Here is a 19216-nt window from a genome sequence, read left to right as displayed (position 1 = left end):
TGGGATATGATCGATCGCTTGCGCGGCATTATTTTAGAAAAAAGATTGGACGGCGTCGTCGTCGAGTCGGGAAGTTTCGGACTGAGGGTCTTTTTACCCGGGCCGAATTTAGGCCGCCTCGACGAGGGAGATGAGGTGGTGCTTTACACCTATCTTCAGGTAAAGGACGACGGTTTTTCGCTCTTCGGATTTCTTGATGAGGAGGACCGGGAACTGTTTCTCCTCTTAATCGGCGTCAGCGGCGTTGGGCCGAAAGTCGCCATGGGAATTTTCAGTCGTTTTTCTGCAGGCGATGTCATTTACTTTATTCAAAACGGCGACGCAAAATCCCTGACGGAGGCGCCGGGAATCGGCAAAAAGACGGCGCAGCGCTTGATTTTAGAGCTGAAGGACAAGATGAAGGATCTGCATCCCGTGGCACCGACGGCGGACGTGGTGCAAACGAGTAGAGCCGAACCGCAACAAGATGCCCTCGACGCTCTGATCAGCCTGGGCTATTCGCCGAATGAGGCGAGGGATGCCGTCAAGGGCATCGACAGCGACGATGTGGAAATTGTGCTTAAAGAGGCGCTGAAGCGCCTGGCCATGAAAGGGTAAGGAGGGCCTATGGAAGAGGAACGATTAGTATCAAAAACCGTTTTGCCTCAGGAAGAGCGAATAGAGGTGGCCCTTCGACCCAAGTTTTTATCGGAATACATCGGCCAGGACAAGGCGAAGGAAAAGCTGGAGATTTTTATCGAAGCGGCTCGGCGTCGGGACGAATCTCTGGACCACGCCCTGTTAAGCGGGCCGCCGGGTTTGGGGAAGACAACCCTCGCCAATATTATTGCCAACGAAATGCACGTCAATATGCGGGTGACCTCGGGACCGGCCATCGAGCGGCCCGGCGATTTGGCCAGTATATTGACCAACTTAGATGAAAATGACGTACTCTTTATCGACGAAATTCACCGCATTCCTCGCACGGTGGAAGAAATTCTCTACCCGGCCATGGAAGACTTTGCCTTGGACATTATCGTTGGGAAGGGGCCTTCGGCAAGGTCTCTGCGCCTGGACCTCAACCACTTTACATTAATCGGCGCCACCACCCGCTCCGGCCAGCTGGCGTCCCCATTGAGGGACCGCTTCGGCGTGCTCCTGAATTTGGAACTCTACGATGCGGAAAGTTTAAAGACCATTTTGCTTCGCTCCTCGGAGATTTTAAATATACCCTTGAGCACTTCCGGTGCCATGGAAATCGCCAAGCGTAGCCGAGGTACTCCGCGAATCGCCAATCGCCTCTTAAAGCGGATTCGGGATTTTGCAGAGGTGAAACGGAACGGTCTTATCGACGAAGACGTGGCGAAGGAAGGTCTGCGTCTTTTAGATGTGGATGATTACGGCTTGGATGATTTGGACCGAAAGATTTTGCGGACCATGATTTTGGATTACGAAGGCCGTCCCGTGGGAATCGACACCCTTGCGGCGACCATCGGCGAAGAGCGCATCACCATCGAAGACGTCTACGAACCCTATTTGCTGCAAATTAACTTTGTTCAACGGACGCCCCGAGGACGCATGGCCACAAAACGGGCCTACGATCACCTGGGAATCCCCTACAGAAAGGACGAGTCATGAAAAAATTACTAAGTCTTCTCGTGCTTATCGCGTGTCTCTTTATCAGCGTACCGGCTTTTGCCGCACAGGGACCCATTCATGTAAAAGTCGGGCCCACGGCATCGAGCATAACCCTGTCATCCGAAGGCGGCATTATGCGCAACGGATCCCCCGTGGGAAACAGCTTTGTCGCCACGGCTTCCAATGTAACTGAGTCAGATGTGTTTTCATCGTCTTTAGGTTATATCAATATCGGCGGTAAGCCTTATCGGGGCAATGTGCGCTTCGTAAAATCCGGCAATGCCTTGAAATCGGTCAACATCGTAGATGTGGACGATTATATTCGCGGCGTCCTGCCGAAAGAAATCGGCACGACGACCCCCATCGAAGCCTTGAAGACTCAGGCGGTTATTTCCAGAAGCTTTGCCTATGCCAATTGGAATAAGTTTGAGAAATACGGTTATAATTTGGACGATTCCAGCGCATCCCAAGCCTATGCCGGCATGAGCGTGGAATCGCCGATGACGGATCGGGCTGTGGCTGAAACCAGAGGTCAGATTTTATACTACAAGGGCGAAGTGGCCAATACCATTTTCCACGCCACCAGCGGCGGGGAGACGGAAGCCATCGATGATGTATGGGGCGGCAATCCCTGCCCTTATTTAATCGCCATAAAGGACCCTCAATCGGTGAATACCCGTAACGCCACTTGGACGGCGACCCTTTCCTCCGGCGATATTCAAAGGGCTTTTCCTTCGGTGGGACGTCCCACGGCTCTGGAAGTGCTGGAACGCTCTTCCACGGGACGGATTAAATCCATGGCCGTCGTCGGTACGGCTGGAAGAGAAGTGGTGACGGGGAATCAATTCCGCATGAGATTGGGCTCTATCAAAATTAAAAGTGCCAATTTCGGCACCGATAAAATTGCCCGCACGTCCGAAAAGCCTTTGACAGTAATAACATCCAAGGGCGTAAAGCCATATGCCAACGAGAGAATTATTACCGCCAAAAGCATACGCACCGGCAATGCGGATTCGATTATTCGTGCAAGCGGCCTGAGCAAAGCCGTCGGTCAAGTGTCGAGCTTTAGCGACGTCATGCCTATTTCCGGCAGTATCACTCTAAACGGCATAGGCTATGGCCACGGTGTGGGACTCAGCCAATACGGCGCCATTAATATGGCGAAAAGCGGCATGAATTACAGACAGATATTAAGCTTTTACTATCCGGGCACGGAACTAAGATAGAAAGGACAGCATGAAAACAAGCGAGTTTTACTACGATCTTCCCGAAGAGCTGATCGCCCAACATCCGGCGGACAAACGGGATGCGTCCAGACTTTTACACGCCATGCCCAATGGGGAAGTGGAAGACTTAACTTTTCGGGACATATTAAAATTCATTCGTCCCGAAGATGTCTTGGTTATTAACAACACGAAAGTTTTGCCTGCGCGCATCTTCGGCCATCGGCCGGGAAAAGACGAACACATCGAAGTGCTCCTCGTCAAGGAAATTGAAAAAAATCTGTGGCAGTGCATGGTGCGCCCGGGGAAAAAATTAAAAGTCGGGGGCACGATCGAATTCGGCGAGGGCCTTTCCGGAGATGTGGAGGCGGTGACGGAAGATGGCTTGCGCCACATTCGCTTCGACTACGAAGGCGTCTTCATCGAGATTTTAGAGCGACTGGGCGAGATGCCTTTGCCGCCTTACATTCACGAAAAACTAAAGGACAAGAACCGCTACCAAACGGTCTATGCCAAGTACGAAGGATCGGCGGCGGCACCGACGGCGGGTTTGCACTTCACAAAAGAGCTATTGGATGAGATCCGCGCTCAGGGAACGGAAATCGCCGAGATCACCCTTCACGTAGGGCTCGGGACTTTCCGTCCGGTGAAGACCGACGACATCGAAGCCCACGAAATGCACAGCGAGTATTATAAAATCGACGAGAAGTCGGCGGATGTCATTAACCGCGCAAAGGAGAAAGGCGGCCGCGTCATTGCCGTAGGCACTACATCCATCCGCACTTTGGAAAGCTGTATGCAGAAAAACGGGAGGATCTGTCCCGATGCGGATAACACCCATATTTTTATCTATCCCGGCTACGAGTTTAAAATCGTCGATGCCATCGTGACGAATTTCCATTTACCGGAATCCACATTGATCATGCTCGTCTCCGCATTTTACGGAAAAGATGCCATATTAAAGGCTTACGCCCATGCCGTAAAGGAACGCTATCGCTTTTTCAGTTTCGGTGACGCCATGTTTATAGAAAAGAGAGAATCATGAAATTTACATTAACCCATGAATCTTCCGATACGAAGGCGAGACGAGGCGTCTTGGAAACCGATCACGGGACGATTCAAACGCCCATCTTCATGCCCGTCGGCACCCAGGCCACGGTGAAAACCATGACGCCGGAAGAGTTGCGGGATATAAAGGCACAAATCATTTTGTCCAACACCTACCATCTGTTTCTGCGCCCGGGCACGGAGATCATTGAAGAGGCGGGAGGCCTGCACAAGTTTATGCACTGGGACGGCCCGATCCTCACGGACAGCGGCGGATTTCAAGTCTTCAGCTTGTCTCATCGCAGGAAGATTACGGAAGAGGGCGTCACTTTCCGCAGCCACATCGATGGATCAAAACAATTTCTTTCGCCGGAAAAATCCATGGAAATTCAGCACATCCTTGGCTCGGACATTATGATGGCCTTTGACGAATGTGCCCCTTACCCCGCGTCCAGGGAATACATCTTGCATTCCGCGGAGCGAACCAGTCGCTGGGCGGATCGTTGTAAAATTTACCACGACGACAAGCCCGGGCAAAATCTTTTCGGCATCATTCAAGGCGGCATGTATAAGGACTTGCGCCGCAGAAGCGCCGAACAATTGGTGGCCATGGACTTTCCCGGCTACGCCGTGGGCGGTCTTTCCGTAGGCGAACCCATCGACACCATGTGCGACGTCCTGGACCATACAACGGACTTTATGCCCAAAGACAAGCCGCGGTACCTCATGGGCGTCGGAACGCCGGATTTCCTCTTTGAGGCCGTCGAAAGGGGTATCGACATGGCGGACTGCGTCCTTCCCACGCGCAATGCGAGAAAGGGGAGCTGTCTAACCTCCCACGGGAAGCTGGTCATAAAAAATGCCCAGTACGCCCGGGACTTCAGACCTCTGGATCCGGAATGCGATTGCTACGTCTGTCGCAACTATTCCAGAGCCTACATTCGTCACTTGTTTAAGACCAATGAAATCCTCGGTCTGCGCCTGGCTAGTTACCACAATCTGTATTTCTTGTTGAATCTCATGGACAATATTCGAAAGTCCATCGAAGAGGACAACTTCCTCCAATATAAAGATGACTTTTACGAGAATTATGGTTATAATAATAAGAAATAGATAGGAGGTATGTATGGAATTTGGTAATGGTCTTTTCTCCCAAGCGAATGGCGGAAATTCTATGGTCCCTACACTAATCTCTATTGTTTTAATGATCGCTATTTTCTACTTCGGTATTATTCGTCCGAATAAGAAGAAGGAGAAGGAAGCGCTCAAAATGATGGAAAACCTTGCAGTCGGTGACGTCGTTTATACTTACGGCGGCATCGTCGGAAAGATCGTCCAAGTGAAAGCCGACGTGATCGTCATCGAATCGACGGGCATGAAGACGCGCTTGGAAATCATGAAATGGGCTGTTAAGAATGTTACGAAACAGTCCGGACGGAAGGCAGATAAAGAAGACAAAGAGGAAGAAGAATAGGAGTATTTTTATGAAGTACATAAAAACATTGACGAAACGTTCCTTACGCAAAGGTTTAGAAAAAGCCGGCTGCGGCGAATGTCAAACCTCTTGCCAATCGGCTTGCAAGACTTCTTGTACCGTAGGCAATCAAAAGTGCGAAAATAAGGATAGATAAGGTTGTGGGATTCCCACACCTTTTTCTTTTAGAAGGGGAAATTTGTGCGTAAAATTCATCGTTTTCAAGGAAATGGCAAGAATATTATTCTGGATGTGGCGTCCGGTTCGGTTCATGTCGTCGACGATATGATTTTCGATATGGCGGCGGATATGTTGGACATGAGCAAAAAGGCGATTGTAGAAAAATACAAAGCTCGTTACGATTCCGATGCTCTGTCCGAGGGTTATGACGAGTTGGACTACCTGATTGAGGAAGGTCTGCTCTATGCCGAAGATACGCCCGTCGATTTAAGCGGGTTTAATCCTCATTGCCATATTAAGGCCATGTGTTTGCACGTGTCTCACGATTGCAATTTGCGCTGCGCCTATTGCTTCGCTTCCCAAGGGGACTTTCACGGCGAGCGCATGGTCATGGATCTTGAAACCGGTAAAAAGGCCTTGGATTTTCTCTTAGAGAACAGCGGTAGCCGCCGCAATTTAGAAGTAGACTTTTTCGGCGGCGAACCCATGATGAATTTCGACGTGGTCAAAGAGCTGGTGGCCTACGGCAGAGAGCGCGAAAAGGCGTATGGGAAACATTTCCGCTTTACCATGACGACCAACGGGATTCTCCTCGACGACGAAAACATCGAGTACTTGAATCGGGAAATGGCCAATGTGGTTCTTTCCATCGACGGTCGCAAGGAAATTAATGACGCCATGCGTCCCACGGTGAACAAAAGAGGCAGCTTCGATACCATCGTGCCGAAGTTTCAAAAACTCATCGCCTCTCGCGGCGACAAGGACTACTACATTCGCGGCACCTTCACTAATCACAATTTGGACTTTTCCAAAGACGTCATGCTTTTCCACGATTTGGGCTTTGAAAAGACGTCCATGGAACCGGTAGTTACCGATCCCAACGAGGAATACGCCATTCGCGAGGAACATCTGGATCAAATTTTAAAAGAATACGAAAAACTCAGCGAAGAGTACCTTCGCATTCGCAAAGACGATCCCGATTTTCTCTTTTTCCACTACATGATCGATCTTTCAGGCGGACCCTGTGCCTATAAAAAAAGTATCGGCTGCGGCGCCGGCAGTGAATACGTGGCCGTAACGCCGACTGGCGATATTTATCCCTGCCACCAATTTGTAGGCGAGGAAGATTTCCTGCTGGGCAATGTGGGCGACGGCATCGTGAACAAAGATCTGCAAGACCACTTCCACAAGGCCGATGTGTTTCACAAAGAAACCTGTGGCGAGTGCTGGGCAAAATATTTTTGCAGCGGTGGTTGCCACGCCAATGCTTACCACAACAACGGCGATATTTACGAACCCTTCGACATCGGCTGCCAAATGGAACGAAAACGACTGGAATGCGCTTTAAGCGTCTATGCCAACGAACAGAGTGAATGATGAAATATTGGTCCGTAAAAAATGAACAAGCGAAAGAAGCCATCGACTTCCGCGCCATGGGTCTGCAGGAGTGGGAATTTCGCGTCTTAGTCAACCGCGGCGTGGATACGAAGGAAAAGATTTTAAACTTCCTTCACCCTTCTATGGAGCATTTGCATTCCGCCATTACCATGAAAGATATGGTGAAGGCGGGGAATCTGGTTCAAGGCGTCAAGGGAAAAATTCGCATCATCGGCGATTACGATTGTGACGGCGTCATGAGCACCACCATCCTTATGAAGGGGCTCCGGGGTCTCGGCTATGACGTGGATTACCGCTTGCCCCATCGCAGGGAAGACGGCTACGGCATGCAGCCTTTTATGGCGGAAGACTCCAAGCACGACGGCGTGGAGATGATCATTACCTGTGATAACGGCATCGCTCAATTCGACGCCATCGAACGGGCGAAGGAATTGGGTCTGAAGCTCATCGTCATCGATCACCACCAAATTGTGCGTCGGGACGGGGAAGAGGTGCTACCGAGAGCCGATGCCATTATTAATCCTCATCAATCGGCCTGCAACTATCCTTTTAAAGGCTTATGCGGTGGTGCACTGGCCTTTTATTTTGTAAACTATCTATATACCATCTCGGGACAAACGGAAGCCATGGACGAAGACCTTATAGGCTTTGCCGCCCTGGCCACCGTTTGCGACGTAATGGAGCTTGTCGGTGAAAACCGGGACCTGGTCACCTGCGGCCTCGCACAATTGAACCGTACGGAAAATATAGGTTTTAATGCGTTAAGAGATGCGGCAAAGATCAAAGGAGATATCGGCGCCTACCATTTAGGTTTTATTTTGGGGCCGACGATCAATGCGGCAGGCCGACTGGACACGGCAGCCGATGCGGTGGAACTGTTTTTATCCGACGACCCGTCTTTTGCCGAAAAGACCGCCCTTTATTTGCGTGAATTAAATCAAAAGCGCCAAGCCTTGACGACGGAAGGGCTGCTTCGTTTAGAAAAGCAGCTGGCTAATCCCAAGGAAAAGGTGCAGCCCATTTATATTTTAAAAGACGAAACCATCGACGAAAGTATTGCGGGCATTATCGCCGGGCGCATCAAGGGCAAGTATTACCGCCCCTGTATCGTGTTGACGTCAGGAAAAGACGGCCTTAAAGGTTCCGGCAGAAGCATCGAAGCTTACAATATGGTGGAGAAAATTCGCGAGAGCGAAAAGTATCTCACATCTTTCGGCGGCCACGCCATGGCATGTGGTCTGAGTTTACGAAAAGACCAATACATCGCCTTTAAACTGGACGCCATCGAAAAGAGCGATTTGGATCCCCGGGATTTAGTCCCTCGTGTGCGGCTCGATGCCATTATGCCCCTCGACAAGGTGAGTTTTGAAACGGTGGAGCGATTGGATCGGCTGAAGCCCTTTGGCAACGGCAATCCGAAGCCCCTTTTCGGCGCCACCGGCGTCTATGTTTCGCAGTACCGAATTTTCGGTAAGAATAGAAATGTTATTAAGCTCGAGCTTTTCTATAAAAACGCCCGCTACGACGGCGTCATGTTTATGGAGGCGGAGGATTTTATAGCCTTTGCTAATGAGACCAAGGCGCCGAACGGGAGCCTCTGCGTGGACATGGCTTATATTCCCACCATCGATACCTTTAACAATAGGAACACATTACAATTTCAAATCGAAGATTTGAGACGATCTAAAACGGTGATGAAATGATTGAACAATTGATTGAAAAGATTTTGTCTTACAATCCCGACGGGGATGTAGATAAAGTTCGCGAGGCCTATGCCTTTGCCGAAGCTCATCATAAGGGCCAAAAGCGCAATTCAGGGGAGGACTACATCGTTCACCCTTATAATGTTGCGCTTATTTTAGCGGAAATGAATATGGATATTACCACCATCATCGCCGGCCTTCTGCACGACACCATTGAAGACACCGATGTGACCTATGAAGAAGTAGAGGAGCGCTTCGGAGAAGAAGTGGCCGTGGTGGTGGAGGGCGTGACGAAATTAAAAATGCTCTCATACCAAACGAAGCAGGAAAAGCAGGCGGAGAATATTCGCAAAATGGTTCTTGCCATGGCGAAAGACATTCGCGTGGTCATCGTCAAATTTGCCGACCGCTTACACAATATGCGTACCTTGGAATACATGACGCCTGAGAAAAAGCACGACAAGGCCCTGGAGACCATCGAGATCTATGCGCCCCTTGCCGACCGCTTAGGTATGAGCCGGGTGAAAAGCGAGCTTGAGGATTTGTCTCTGCGCTATTTGGATCCGGAAAACTACTATAATCTAGTGGATATGGTTCAGCGACGCCGCAGCGAGCGGGAAGAAATTATCCAATCTTTAATCGACGATATTTCCAAACAGCTGAAGCGCATGGGCATCGCCGCCGACATTAACGGACGTCCGAAGAATTTCTACAGCATCTACAAAAAGATGATGAAAAAAGGCAAGACCTTTGAAGAAATTTACGACTTACAGGCCATTCGCATTCTCGTCGACGACGTGAAGGATTGCTACGGGGCATTGGGCGTAGTACACACCATGTACAAGCCCATTCCCGGCCGGTTTAAGGATTACATTTCCATGCCGAAGCAAAACAAGTACCAGTCCCTGCACACAACCGTTATCGACGACAATGGCGAGACCTTTGAAGTACAAATCCGCACCTGGGAAATGCACAAAACGGCGGAATACGGGATCGCCGCCCACTGGAAATACAAAGAAGGCGCTAAGAAATCCACGAGTTTCGACGAAAATCTGACCTGGCTCAGACAGCTTTTGGAATGGCAAAAGGATCTGAAGGATCCAAACGAGTTTATGGAAACTCTGAAGGTGGACTTTTTTGCCGATGAGGTCTTTGTCTTTACGCCAAACGGCGATGTCATTAACTTGCCGGACAATTCCACTCCCATCGACTTCGCCTATCGCGTCCATACGGATGTGGGTAACACCTGTGTCGGCGCGAAAATCAACGGCCGCATCGTTTCTCTCAGTCACAAATTGAAAAATGGGGAGATCGTCGAGGTCATTACCAATAAAAATTCCGAGCCCTCTTTGGACTGGCTCTCCATCGTCGCCAGTCCTCAGGCCCGCACGAAGATCAGACAGTATTTTAAAGTCAAGGACCGGGACAAGAATATCGAAAAAGGCCGGACCATGATCGAGCAAGAGGCGAAGCGCCTCGGCTACAAACCTGCCGAATTCATTCGTGACGAGTGGATGGAAGAAGTGCGGCAGCGTCTCAAATACGACAATTTAGACGACCTCTACGCACAAATCGGTTACGGCAGCATGAGCGTGCGCCAAGTGACGGCGAAGCTGGAAGAGTATGTCAAGGAAGAAAAGCGCAAGTCCATGGCGGAAAATATGTCTGTGGACGACATCGCCTTGCAAGAGGACAAGAGGGATCATCGCAATACGGGAGGCATTGTCGTTAAAGGCATCGACAATGTCAAAGTGCGCATCGCCAAGTGCTGTACGCCGGTACCGGGCGATGAAATCGTCGGCTTTATTACCATGGGTCGGGGCATTAGCATCCACCGATCCGATTGCATTAATCTGAAAAATAATTTGAACGAAGATCGGCTCATTCCCGTGCGTTGGGAATTCGACGACAGCGAAACCTACAGTGCCGAAATCGAAATCCGCGCCGCCGCAAAAAATAATGTGTTGGCGGATATAGCCAATCGGATTCACGATTCCCGCTTGGATATTCAAAACCTCTCCGCACGAGAGGACAAGGATCACAATTTGATCATACGGACGGTGGTGCGAATTCATCATATCGACGAACTGTCACGTCTCTTGAAGAAACTGGAAAAAGTAGAAAATGTCTATGAAGTCTATCGAGTAAGCGGTTAAGGAGGAATTATGCGAGCAGTGGTTCAACGGGTTAAGAGGGCACAAGTTTCCGTCGAAGCGGAAGAGGTTTCTTCCATCGGTGCGGGACTGATGGTACTCGTCGGCGTCACCGACGAAGACACGAAGAAAGATATGGAATACATCGGCAATAAAATTATGGGGCTGCGAATTTTCGACGACGAAAACGGCGTCATGAATGTCAATGTGGCCGACAGCGGAAAAGAAATTATGGTGGTGAGCCAATTCACCTTGTACGGCGACGCCAGGAAGGGCATGCGTCCCAGCTACATTCGTGCGGCGAAAGGCGACGTTTCTGAGCCCATGTATGAGGAGCTGATTGCATACATCGAATCGAAAGGCCACAAGGTGGCTCGCGGACGCTTTGGTGCGGACATGGCCATCGACATGGTCGGCGACGGGCCGGTGACTATTTTAATCGACAGTGAAAGGAGCTTTTAATGACCATCGATGCTCTTTTGGTGGGTGGAACCACCAATTGCTACCTGGTCTATGACGATGCCAAAAACGGTTTTATCGTCGATCCCGGGGCGGAGCCTGAAAAGATTTTGGATCGCGTGAAACGCTTGGAACTATCCATCGAAGGTATTTTGCTCACCCATGGTCATTTCGATCACATTTCGGCATTGAATAAAGTGCGGGACGACCTCGGCGTTAAGGTCTATATGCACAAGGATGAGTTGGAGAATTTCCTCAATCAATCGCCGCAATTTATCGCCATGATGGGAGGAGAACAGCCCGACAAGAATCCCGATGTCTTGTTAAAAGACGGCGATGTCATTCACTTTAAAGCGGGGGATGTAAAAGTCATCTTCACCCCGGGCCACACTCCGGGCGGCGTATGCTATCTTTACGGAAACATACTGTTCAGTGGAGACACTTTATTCCAAGGCTCCATGGGTCGCACGGATTTTCCCGGCGGCGATGAAACCGCCATTATGGAGTCGCTGGCGAAGCTTTCCAAATTAGACGAAGACTTAAAAGTTCTTCCCGGTCACGGCTTTCCCACGAATATCGGAAACGAAAAGCGTATGAATCCGTTTATGCGGCAGGTCTTATGATACGAGTAGTTAACGGTACAGATTCGGAGTTGCACACGTTCTATGAGCTGCTTCGAATCTATTTTCCTGCATACGAGATATCCGGCGAGTTGTTTTTAATCATCGACACACTGGCCGAAAGCAAGCGCGTGACCTTAATGATCGGAGACGATCGCTACGAGCGCACCTTCCCCGGGACGGATGAATTTGCACTCAAGCGAAAAATCAGTGCATGGATTGCTAAAGAAGTGGATCATCCTGACAAAGAGGCTTCTGCCTGGGGAAGCCTGACGGGAACAAGACCCATTAAATTTCTGCAGAAACATCGTAGACGCTTAGGCGACGACGGAGCGTTCAATCTCTTAACGGAGGATTACTTGGTCGATCCGAAAATGGCTTCTCTCTTAATGGAAATCGCAAAGCGAGAATCTCGTCTTGCCGACGAATACTTGGGAAGGGGCTATTCTCTATACATCCACATTCCCTTTTGTCCCTCCCGCTGTGAGTACTGCAGCTATCCCACCATCGGCAGCGCCAATAAAGAAGCCGTCAATGCCTATATGGACTTCCTTCTGAGGGAGCTTGATTTTGTTCTCGAAAAAGTGGGGCGCCCGCCTGAGACGATTTATATCGGAGGCGGAACGCCCACTTCTATTCCGATAAAGGAGCTTGAGCGGATTTTAAATTGTCTCGATGATTTTAAGCCGCGGGAATTTACCCTGGAAGCAGGAAGGCCGAAGACCATTACAAGAGAACTGGTGCAAAGTCTCGCGAACTATCCCATTACGAGGATCAGCATTAATCCGCAGACGATGGTGGAGCGCACCCTCAAAGCGGTGAAGCGGCCTCATGCTCCGGAGGACATTTTAAGGGCCTACGCCCTCGTCCGGGAACAAACCGATTTTCAGGTCAATATGGATATGATTCTGGGACTGGGTGACGAAGAGGTGGAGGAGGTGGCCTATACTTTGGACCGCCTTTCTGAATTGGATCCGGAAAACATTACGGTTCACATGCTGTCTTTAAAGAACGGTTCGAAGATTTTTGAAAACAACAGCGTGTACGTAAAAAACACGGGTGCCATGCAGGACTACACCATGAATTACTTGGTGGAGAGAGGCTATCGGCCTTATTATCTCTATCGGCAAAAGCGAATTTTAGGCAACGGCTCCAACATCGGTTACGCGAAAGAAGGCACGGAGTCTTTGTATAATATGATTATGATGGAGGAGATCCATTCCGTCATCGGCGTCGGCATGTCTGCTACGACCAAACTCGTCGACCGGGAGGGCAAAACCATTCGTAAGTTTTCGAATTTCAGAAATATGCGGGACTACACCGATCGTTTCGGCGAAGTATTGAGAAAAAAGGCCATGTATTTGGGAGAAGGATTATGATTTTAAAAACACTTTTAGACGGGATTGAAATATTAGATCGAAAAGGCGAGATCGACGAAAATCTCGACATACCCCATATCGCCAACGATTCCAGAGAGATCGGCCAGGGAGATATTTTTGTCGCCATGAAAGGCGTCTTGGTCGACGGTCACGACTACATTCAAAAAGCCAAGGCCAACGGCGCCGTATTGGCTGTGGTCGATCACTTGACAGACGACGATATTCCTCAAATCGTCGTAGAAAATCCGCGGAAAGCTCTGGCGGATTTGGCGTGCATATTTTACAATCACCCGTCGAAGGAATTAAAGGTCTTCGGCGTGACGGCCACCAACGGAAAGACCTCCACCGCCTATATGATTCGAGACATCTTTAAAGCGGCAGGCTATGAAGTGGGCGTCGTGGGCACGGTGGAAGTGCAGTACAAGGACGTATCTATTCCATCAATTTTGACCACGCCGGAAAGCATTCACCTGCAAAAGCATTTGAGAGACATGGTGGATGCCGGCATCGAGGTCGTGGTCATGGAGGTATCCTCCTCTGCTCAAGAGCTTTACCGAAGCAGAGGCATCGACTACGACATCGTCAGCTTCAACAATATTTCCGAAGAGCATTTGGAACAGCACGGCACCTTTGAAAATTACTTCCACTTCAAAAGTCGCCTCATTCGCCACGCCGACGAGAAGACGGCGGTGATTTTAAACATCGATGCGCCCCTTATTGAAGGACTGGTTGATAAGACGAAGGGCGATGTTTTAACGGCAGGGATCGAAAAAGATGCCTCCATCGGCATCGAGGACATCGATTTGTCTACGGGCTTTGCGAAATTTAATTACGTGGTCAAAAAGGCCCATCACAGTTCCCAATGGAATTTGGATCCTGTGGTCCTTCCTATTGAGCTGGAAGTGGCGGGCTACCACTCCGTCCTCAATGCCATGATTGCCATTACTTACGGTTTGCTGGAAGGCGTCGACGGGGCGACGATTCAAAAGGCCCTTCGCAATTTTTCCGGGGTCGAAAGACGCTTCGAATTGATTTATAATAAAGACTATATGATCCTGGACGATCACTTTGCCAACGAAAAAAACATCGCCGTGACCTTGGAGACTCTTTGTCAAATGGATTATAAAAATCTCCACGTCCTTTATGCCGTTCGCGGCGGAAGGGGAGCGGCGCTTAATCGCGACAACGCTTTGGAAATGGTGAAGTGGATGGATAAATTGCCGTTAAAGACTTTTTACGCCACCCGAAGCGAGGAAGTGGTATCCTCGAAAGACGTGGTCACCGATTCCGAACTGGCCGCTTTTTACGAAGTTATGAAAGACGCCGGATACGACGTACCCGTCGTCGACGATTTAAAAAGCGCCATCGCCAAAGTGTGGGACAAAGTCGGCGAGCACGACGTCTTTTTGTTGGCCGGCTGCCAAGGCATGGACCACGGCGCCAAGTACGTGTGGGAAACTTTAGCCGAACAATCCGAAGGTGAAGAAAAAACCTATTGGTTGAATAAAATAGAAAACAGAATTTGTTAGGAGGCATCATGGGAGAAGCATTGGGCTCTTTAAAACGTAGCCATTTCTGCGGAACATTACGAGAAGAACATATCGGTGAAAGCGTCACGGTCATGGGATGGGTGCAAAAATCCAGAAATCTCGGCGCCATCGTATTTGCCGATTTACGCGATTACACGGGGATTGTTCAAGTGGTCTTTGACGGCGATACGGACGAGGCTATTTTCGAGAAGGCGACGAAGCTGCGCTCGGAATTTTGCGTCGCTGTCGTCGGCAAGGTACGCATGAGAAGCTCTGTAAACGAACAAATCCCCACGGGCAAGATCGAAATTTTGGCGACGGAGCTGAAGATTTTATCCGAATCCGACGTTCCTCCCATTTATGTAAAAGACGACGATGACGTCTCCGACGACTTGCGCCTGAAGTACCGGGCCCTCGACTTGAGAAAGCCGAAAAGCCAGGAAATTTTGCGCACCCGCTCCCGCGTATATAAATTGACACGGGATTTCTTCGACAGCGAAGGCTTCGTCGAAGTGGAAACGCCTATGTTAAACAAGCCGACGCCGGAAGGGGCTCGGGACTACTTGGTGCCCAGCCGTATCCACGAAGGCGAATTCTACGCGCTGCCTCAATCGCCGCAGCTCATGAAGCAAATGCTTATGGTGGCGGGATTCGATCGCTACATTCAAATCGCCCGCTGCTTCAGAGACGAAGACCTGCGCTTTAACCGCCAACCGGAATTTACGCAAATCGACATGGAGCTCAGTTTCGTCGAAATGGAAGACATAATCGACGTCAACGAGCGTTATTTAAAAATGCTCTTTAAAGAGGTTCTGAACAAGGATTTAACCATTCCCTTTAATCGCATGACCTATCAAGAAGCCATGGATCGCTACGGCGTGGATAAACCGGACGTGCGCTTCGGCATGGAGCTGAAAGACGTTTCCGAACTGGTGAAGGATTGCGACTTTAAAGTATTTACCTCCGCAGTGGAAAGCGGAGGCAGCGTTCGCGCAATCGTCGTCGAAGGCGGGGCGGAAGCTTACTCCCGGAAGAAAATAGACAAGCTGGAAGCCTTCGTCAAAGATTTCAAGGCGAAGGGACTGGCCTGGGCCAAGGTGAAAGAGGACGAAATCCAATCGCCTATTTTAAAATTCATCGGCGACGACACCATGGATGCAATTCTTAATCAGCTCGAAGCAAAGGTCGGCGATTTGGTTCTCTTTGTTGCGGACAAAAACGACACGGTTTATGCGGCTCTGGGCAATTTAAGAAATCACATTGCCAATGAGATGGGTCTCATTCCCGAAGATGTGATAGCACCTCTTTGGATCGTCGAATTCCCCTTATTCGAATACGACGAAGAAGAAGGGCGCTACGTGGCCAAGCACCACCCCTTTACATCACCTATGGACGAAGACCTGGATAAGCTGGAATCCGATCCCGGCGCTTGCCGCGCGAAAGCCTACGACATCGTCATTAACGGCGATGAAATGGGCGGCGGCTCCATCCGTATCCACGATAGCGAAGTGCAATCCCGCATGTTTAAAGCCCTCGGATTTACCAAGGAAGAAACGGAAGAGAAGTTCGGCTTCCTCATCGAAGCTTTCCGCTACGGGGCACCGCCGCACGGTGGCCTGGCATACGGTCTCGACCGCCTCATCATGCTTTTAACCGGAGAAAAGAACATGCGCCACGTCATCGCCTTCCCGAAAACTCAATCGGCCAGCGACTTACTCACCGGAGCACCCGTGGCTTTGCCTGAAAAACAACTAGAGGAAGTTCACATTCACGTCATAGAGGAGTGATCTCATGATCCAAATTGGACGTATCTTATCTGTAAAAAACGGACTGGCTTACATGGAGGTGAGCAGAAAAGGCGCCTGCGGTTCCGCCTGCGCCACCTGCTCGAGTTCGGCCTGTGAATCGAAGTCGGAGTTTATCTCCGTACCCAATGATTTAAACGCCAAAGAAGGGGACAGCGTGGAGTTGTTCGTCAACGACCATTTCGTCCTCCACTCGATTTATAGAGTCTACGGCATTCCCCTGATCGTCTTCTTGCTTGCCATCGGCCTGGGGCAGCTCCTCCTGCCCGATGCCTTGCCGAAGCGCGATCTATATGTCTTTATACTGGGCGCCTTATCTTTGGTCATCAGTTTCTTTATTTTAAAGTCTGTAGACAAAAAACACGGCGACGCGGCCCGTCTGAAAATGATTCGAATACTATGAAAAAAATCCATGCTTCGCGCATGGATTTTTTATGTTGAGCCAATGGGCTAAAATGATTTAGATTTGTGAAAGATGGGCCGGGCATTGTGCAAAGACCGCTTGCGAAAGGCTCGAAGGGACCTGGAGAACAAACTGGACGCTACGATGCCCAAAGAGAGAGCGACGGCGATAGAGAAAGTATTGGCGCCTTCCCGCACAAAAAATTCCATATTGTCCTGAATCAAATAGCTCATGGTGTAATACATGCCGCCCCCGGGGACCAATGTAATCAATTGGGGCAAAACAAAAATCGTGGCGGGCATTTTATAGTGTCGAGAGAAAAATTCGCCTAAAATTCCCATAATAAGTGCGGCAACGAAGGCGCCGAAAAACGCACTGCCATCCAAGTCTATAATTTTCAAATAAATTAAATAAGCGAAGCCGCTGCTCAAGGCACTGGGGATTAAGGAACGCTTCGGCGCCTCCACGGGCACCGCATAGCCGATAGTCGATGCCACTGAAACGACAAACATCAAAATAAGTTTAGACAGTTCCATATCAGCCTCCGATAATCTTTTGTATGTTTAAAATAAAGCCGACGCCTAATGCGATGGCGAGAGCGACGAAAATTCCCTTTGTAATTCCGATCATGCCGGAGACAAAGTCCCCGCTCATAATGTCCCTGAGTGAATTGGTGATTTGCATCCCGGGGACTAAAGGCATAATGGATCCGATAATGATCATGTCCATATGAAGCCGATTCGTAGCATTTGCTCCGATAAATGCGAGGATGGACACGACCATGGTGCCGATGAGCGTATCTGCGAAGAAATTTATATTGTATCGTGAAGTAGTGCGCATACAAAAACTTAATACCATGCCGACGAAGAAAGTGTAGCCGAAATCATACCAATCCCCGCCGAACATGACAGCAAAAGACGCACTACAGAGTCCGATAAAAAACATGGACATGGGTAGCGAACATTTTTCCATAGAGGAAATCGCCAGCAGTTCACTACGGGCATCGTCCAGAGAAATGGTGCCGGATACGAAATTTCTGGAAAAAGAATTGATGGCATCGATGCGGGACAAGTGTACGCCTTGGTTTTTGATGTCCTTAAACATCGTGATGGTTTCGCCCTCGTACTGAGCGGATACGAAGATCGCAGAACTCAGGGCAAAGACTTCCACCTCTCGGATTTCTTCCACACAAGCGCACATACGCACAATGGTGTCTTCGGAGCGGTAAATTTCCGCACCATTTTTTATCAGCATTTGACCGGTGATCATGGCCAAGTTTATCATGCTCTTGGCTTCGTTTAAATTACCGACGTGGCGTTTTTCCATGGATATCACCTGCTTTCTCTATCAGTTTTAATTTCTCTCTGCGTGTCAATTTCTTTATGGCGGCTTCGCGACGAAGCCCCCAGGACAGATCTTCTCCCTCTTCTATATAGACCATGGAGACGGGGAGGCGAGAGCGGGTGTACTTGGCACCCGTGCCCTTATTGTGTTCCTCGAGGCGTCTTGCGGGATCCGTCGTGTAGCCCGTATATAAAGTGCCATCCCTACACAGAAGTATATAGACGTAATGTTTGCTCAGTTTTTCCATCGCTTCAACACTTCTTTAATTTCGCTGTAGTGAAAGCCCCTCGAAAGGAGGAAGCGGATGATCTTTTCTCGTTCCTTTACAAGAATGCCGTCGCGAAGGTATTTTTTTTCGACGATGGATGCGATCATCGCTTGTTCCACATCCGCCGTATATTCTTCCAGGCCGCGGGCGATAGTGGCATCGTCGACGCCCTTTTGGCGAAGGATATAGGCGATTTTTACCGGCCCGTAACCGTTAATGTTTCGTTTATCTCGACAGAATAAGAGGGCATAGGACTCGTCGTCCACAAAGCCGTACTCGATTAAGTAATTCACGACTTCATCGATGACTTCTTCATCGAAATTTTCCGAAGACAGAAGCGTTCGAATTTCATGCTCTGTTTTCCGGTTGGTTAATTTCTTCAAGGCGAGATCGATTCCGTCTTGTCGCTCGCCGTCGAAGACGATGGCGGCGATTTGATCCCCGTCGATTTCCTTTCCCTTATATAAATTGTGGCGAACAAAAACCGACTCTTTCAGAGACAGTGTTTCGTTATTTGAAAGGTGCAGGACGTAGCGTCCGCCCTCTTTTTTTATTCTCATAATTTCCATAGGTATCACCGATATATTTTAACATAAATTAGATTTTTCTTCTCG

General features: G+C 49.5%; 20 protein-coding genes. 16 read left to right on the top strand and 4 right to left on the bottom strand.

Going from position 1 to position 19216, the window contains the following annotated elements; genetic code table 11:
• The first annotated feature begins 6 nt into the window (after positions 1–6).
• From ruvA to BN7444_RS08380, 16 genes are read left to right on the top strand one after another with little or no spacing between them, the layout of a single operon-like run.
• Complete coding sequence (gene ruvA, locus BN7444_RS08450; RefSeq protein WP_068458174.1) at positions 7–597, top strand: Holliday junction branch migration protein RuvA; 591 nt, start codon at positions 7–9, stop codon at positions 595–597.
• Between the two features lie 9 nt (positions 598–606).
• Complete coding sequence (gene ruvB, locus BN7444_RS08445; protein ID WP_068458172.1) at positions 607–1617, top strand: Holliday junction branch migration DNA helicase RuvB; 1011 nt, start codon at positions 607–609, stop codon at positions 1615–1617.
• Positions 1614–2843, top strand: a complete 1230-nt coding sequence (locus tag BN7444_RS08440; protein ID WP_068458170.1) for a SpoIID/LytB domain-containing protein — start codon at positions 1614–1616, stop codon at positions 2841–2843. The genes ruvB and BN7444_RS08440 overlap by 4 nt, the downstream gene beginning before the upstream one ends.
• 10 nt (positions 2844–2853) lie before the next feature.
• Positions 2854–3885, top strand: a complete 1032-nt coding sequence (gene queA / locus BN7444_RS08435) for a tRNA preQ1(34) S-adenosylmethionine ribosyltransferase-isomerase QueA (RefSeq protein WP_068458168.1) — start codon at positions 2854–2856, stop codon at positions 3883–3885.
• Positions 3882–5000, top strand: a complete 1119-nt coding sequence (gene tgt, locus BN7444_RS08430) for a tRNA guanosine(34) transglycosylase Tgt (protein ID WP_068458166.1) — start codon at positions 3882–3884, stop codon at positions 4998–5000. The genes queA and tgt overlap by 4 nt, the downstream gene beginning before the upstream one ends.
• Positions 5001–5013: 13 nt before the next feature.
• Positions 5014–5361, top strand: coding sequence for a preprotein translocase subunit YajC (yajC, locus tag BN7444_RS08425; RefSeq protein ID WP_082941329.1), 348 nt, complete (start codon positions 5014–5016; stop codon positions 5359–5361).
• A 10-nt stretch (positions 5362–5371) separates the two neighbouring features.
• Positions 5372–5518 carry a six-cysteine ranthipeptide SCIFF gene (scfA, locus tag BN7444_RS09195; RefSeq protein WP_077075141.1) on the top strand — a complete coding sequence of 49 codons (147 nt, stop codon included), beginning with the start codon at positions 5372–5374 and terminating at the stop codon, positions 5516–5518.
• A gap of 44 nt (positions 5519–5562) precedes the next feature.
• Complete coding sequence (gene scfB, locus BN7444_RS08420) at positions 5563–6918, top strand: thioether cross-link-forming SCIFF peptide maturase (RefSeq protein WP_068458164.1); 1356 nt, start codon at positions 5563–5565, stop codon at positions 6916–6918.
• A complete protein-coding gene (recJ, locus tag BN7444_RS08415) occupies positions 6915–8642 on the top strand; it encodes a single-stranded-DNA-specific exonuclease RecJ (protein ID WP_082941328.1) in 1728 nt (575 codons plus the stop codon). Before scfB ends, recJ begins: the two co-directional genes overlap by 4 nt.
• Positions 8639–10798: a RelA/SpoT family protein gene (locus tag BN7444_RS08410; RefSeq protein ID WP_068458161.1), complete on the top strand. Its 2160-nt coding sequence runs from the start codon at positions 8639–8641 to the stop codon at positions 10796–10798. The genes recJ and BN7444_RS08410 overlap by 4 nt, the downstream gene beginning before the upstream one ends.
• Before the next feature lie 9 nt (positions 10799–10807).
• Positions 10808–11257, top strand: a complete 450-nt coding sequence (gene dtd, locus BN7444_RS08405; RefSeq protein ID WP_068458158.1) for a D-aminoacyl-tRNA deacylase — start codon at positions 10808–10810, stop codon at positions 11255–11257.
• Entirely contained in the window at positions 11257–11877 is a 621-nt protein-coding gene (locus BN7444_RS08400) for an MBL fold metallo-hydrolase (RefSeq protein WP_068458156.1), read from the top strand. Before dtd ends, BN7444_RS08400 begins: the two co-directional genes overlap by 1 nt.
• Positions 11874–13253, top strand: coding sequence for a coproporphyrinogen dehydrogenase HemZ (hemZ, locus tag BN7444_RS08395; protein ID WP_082941327.1), 1380 nt, complete (start codon positions 11874–11876; stop codon positions 13251–13253). Before BN7444_RS08400 ends, hemZ begins: the two co-directional genes overlap by 4 nt.
• Positions 13250–14782 carry a Mur ligase family protein gene (locus tag BN7444_RS08390; protein ID WP_068458153.1) on the top strand — a complete coding sequence of 511 codons (1533 nt, stop codon included), beginning with the start codon at positions 13250–13252 and terminating at the stop codon, positions 14780–14782. Before hemZ ends, BN7444_RS08390 begins: the two co-directional genes overlap by 4 nt.
• Positions 14783–14790: 8 nt before the next feature.
• Positions 14791–16569, top strand: a complete 1779-nt coding sequence (aspS, locus tag BN7444_RS08385) for an aspartate--tRNA ligase (protein ID WP_068458152.1) — start codon at positions 14791–14793, stop codon at positions 16567–16569.
• Between the two features lie 4 nt (positions 16570–16573).
• Complete coding sequence (locus BN7444_RS08380; protein WP_068458150.1) at positions 16574–16990, top strand: SoxR reducing system RseC family protein; 417 nt, start codon at positions 16574–16576, stop codon at positions 16988–16990.
• A 47-nt stretch (positions 16991–17037) separates the two neighbouring features.
• Here BN7444_RS08380 and BN7444_RS08375 read toward each other — a convergent pair whose 3' ends face one another.
• Genes BN7444_RS08375 through BN7444_RS08360 form a run of 4 tightly spaced genes read right to left on the bottom strand, consistent with a single transcriptional unit; the run spans position 17038 to position 19171 of the window.
• Positions 17038–17526: a threonine/serine exporter family protein gene (locus BN7444_RS08375; RefSeq protein ID WP_068458148.1), complete on the bottom strand. Its 489-nt coding sequence runs from the start codon at positions 17524–17526 to the stop codon at positions 17038–17040.
• Position 17527: 1 nt separating this feature from the next.
• A complete protein-coding gene (locus BN7444_RS08370) occupies positions 17528–18316 on the bottom strand; it encodes a threonine/serine exporter family protein (protein ID WP_068458146.1) in 789 nt (262 codons plus the stop codon).
• A complete protein-coding gene (locus tag BN7444_RS08365) occupies positions 18294–18581 on the bottom strand; it encodes a GIY-YIG nuclease family protein (protein ID WP_068458145.1) in 288 nt (95 codons plus the stop codon). The genes BN7444_RS08370 and BN7444_RS08365 overlap by 23 nt, the downstream gene beginning before the upstream one ends.
• Entirely contained in the window at positions 18569–19171 is a 603-nt protein-coding gene (locus BN7444_RS08360) for a regulatory protein RecX (protein ID WP_068458144.1), read from the bottom strand. Before BN7444_RS08360 ends, BN7444_RS08365 begins: the two co-directional genes overlap by 13 nt.
• Positions 19172–19216: the final 45 nt, after the last annotated feature.

The organism is Peptoniphilus pacaensis (genome assembly GCF_900088125.1).
Lineage (GTDB): Bacteria > Bacillota > Clostridia > Tissierellales > Peptoniphilaceae > Aedoeadaptatus > Aedoeadaptatus pacaensis.
This window is presented reverse-complemented; position numbering and strand designations above follow the sequence as displayed.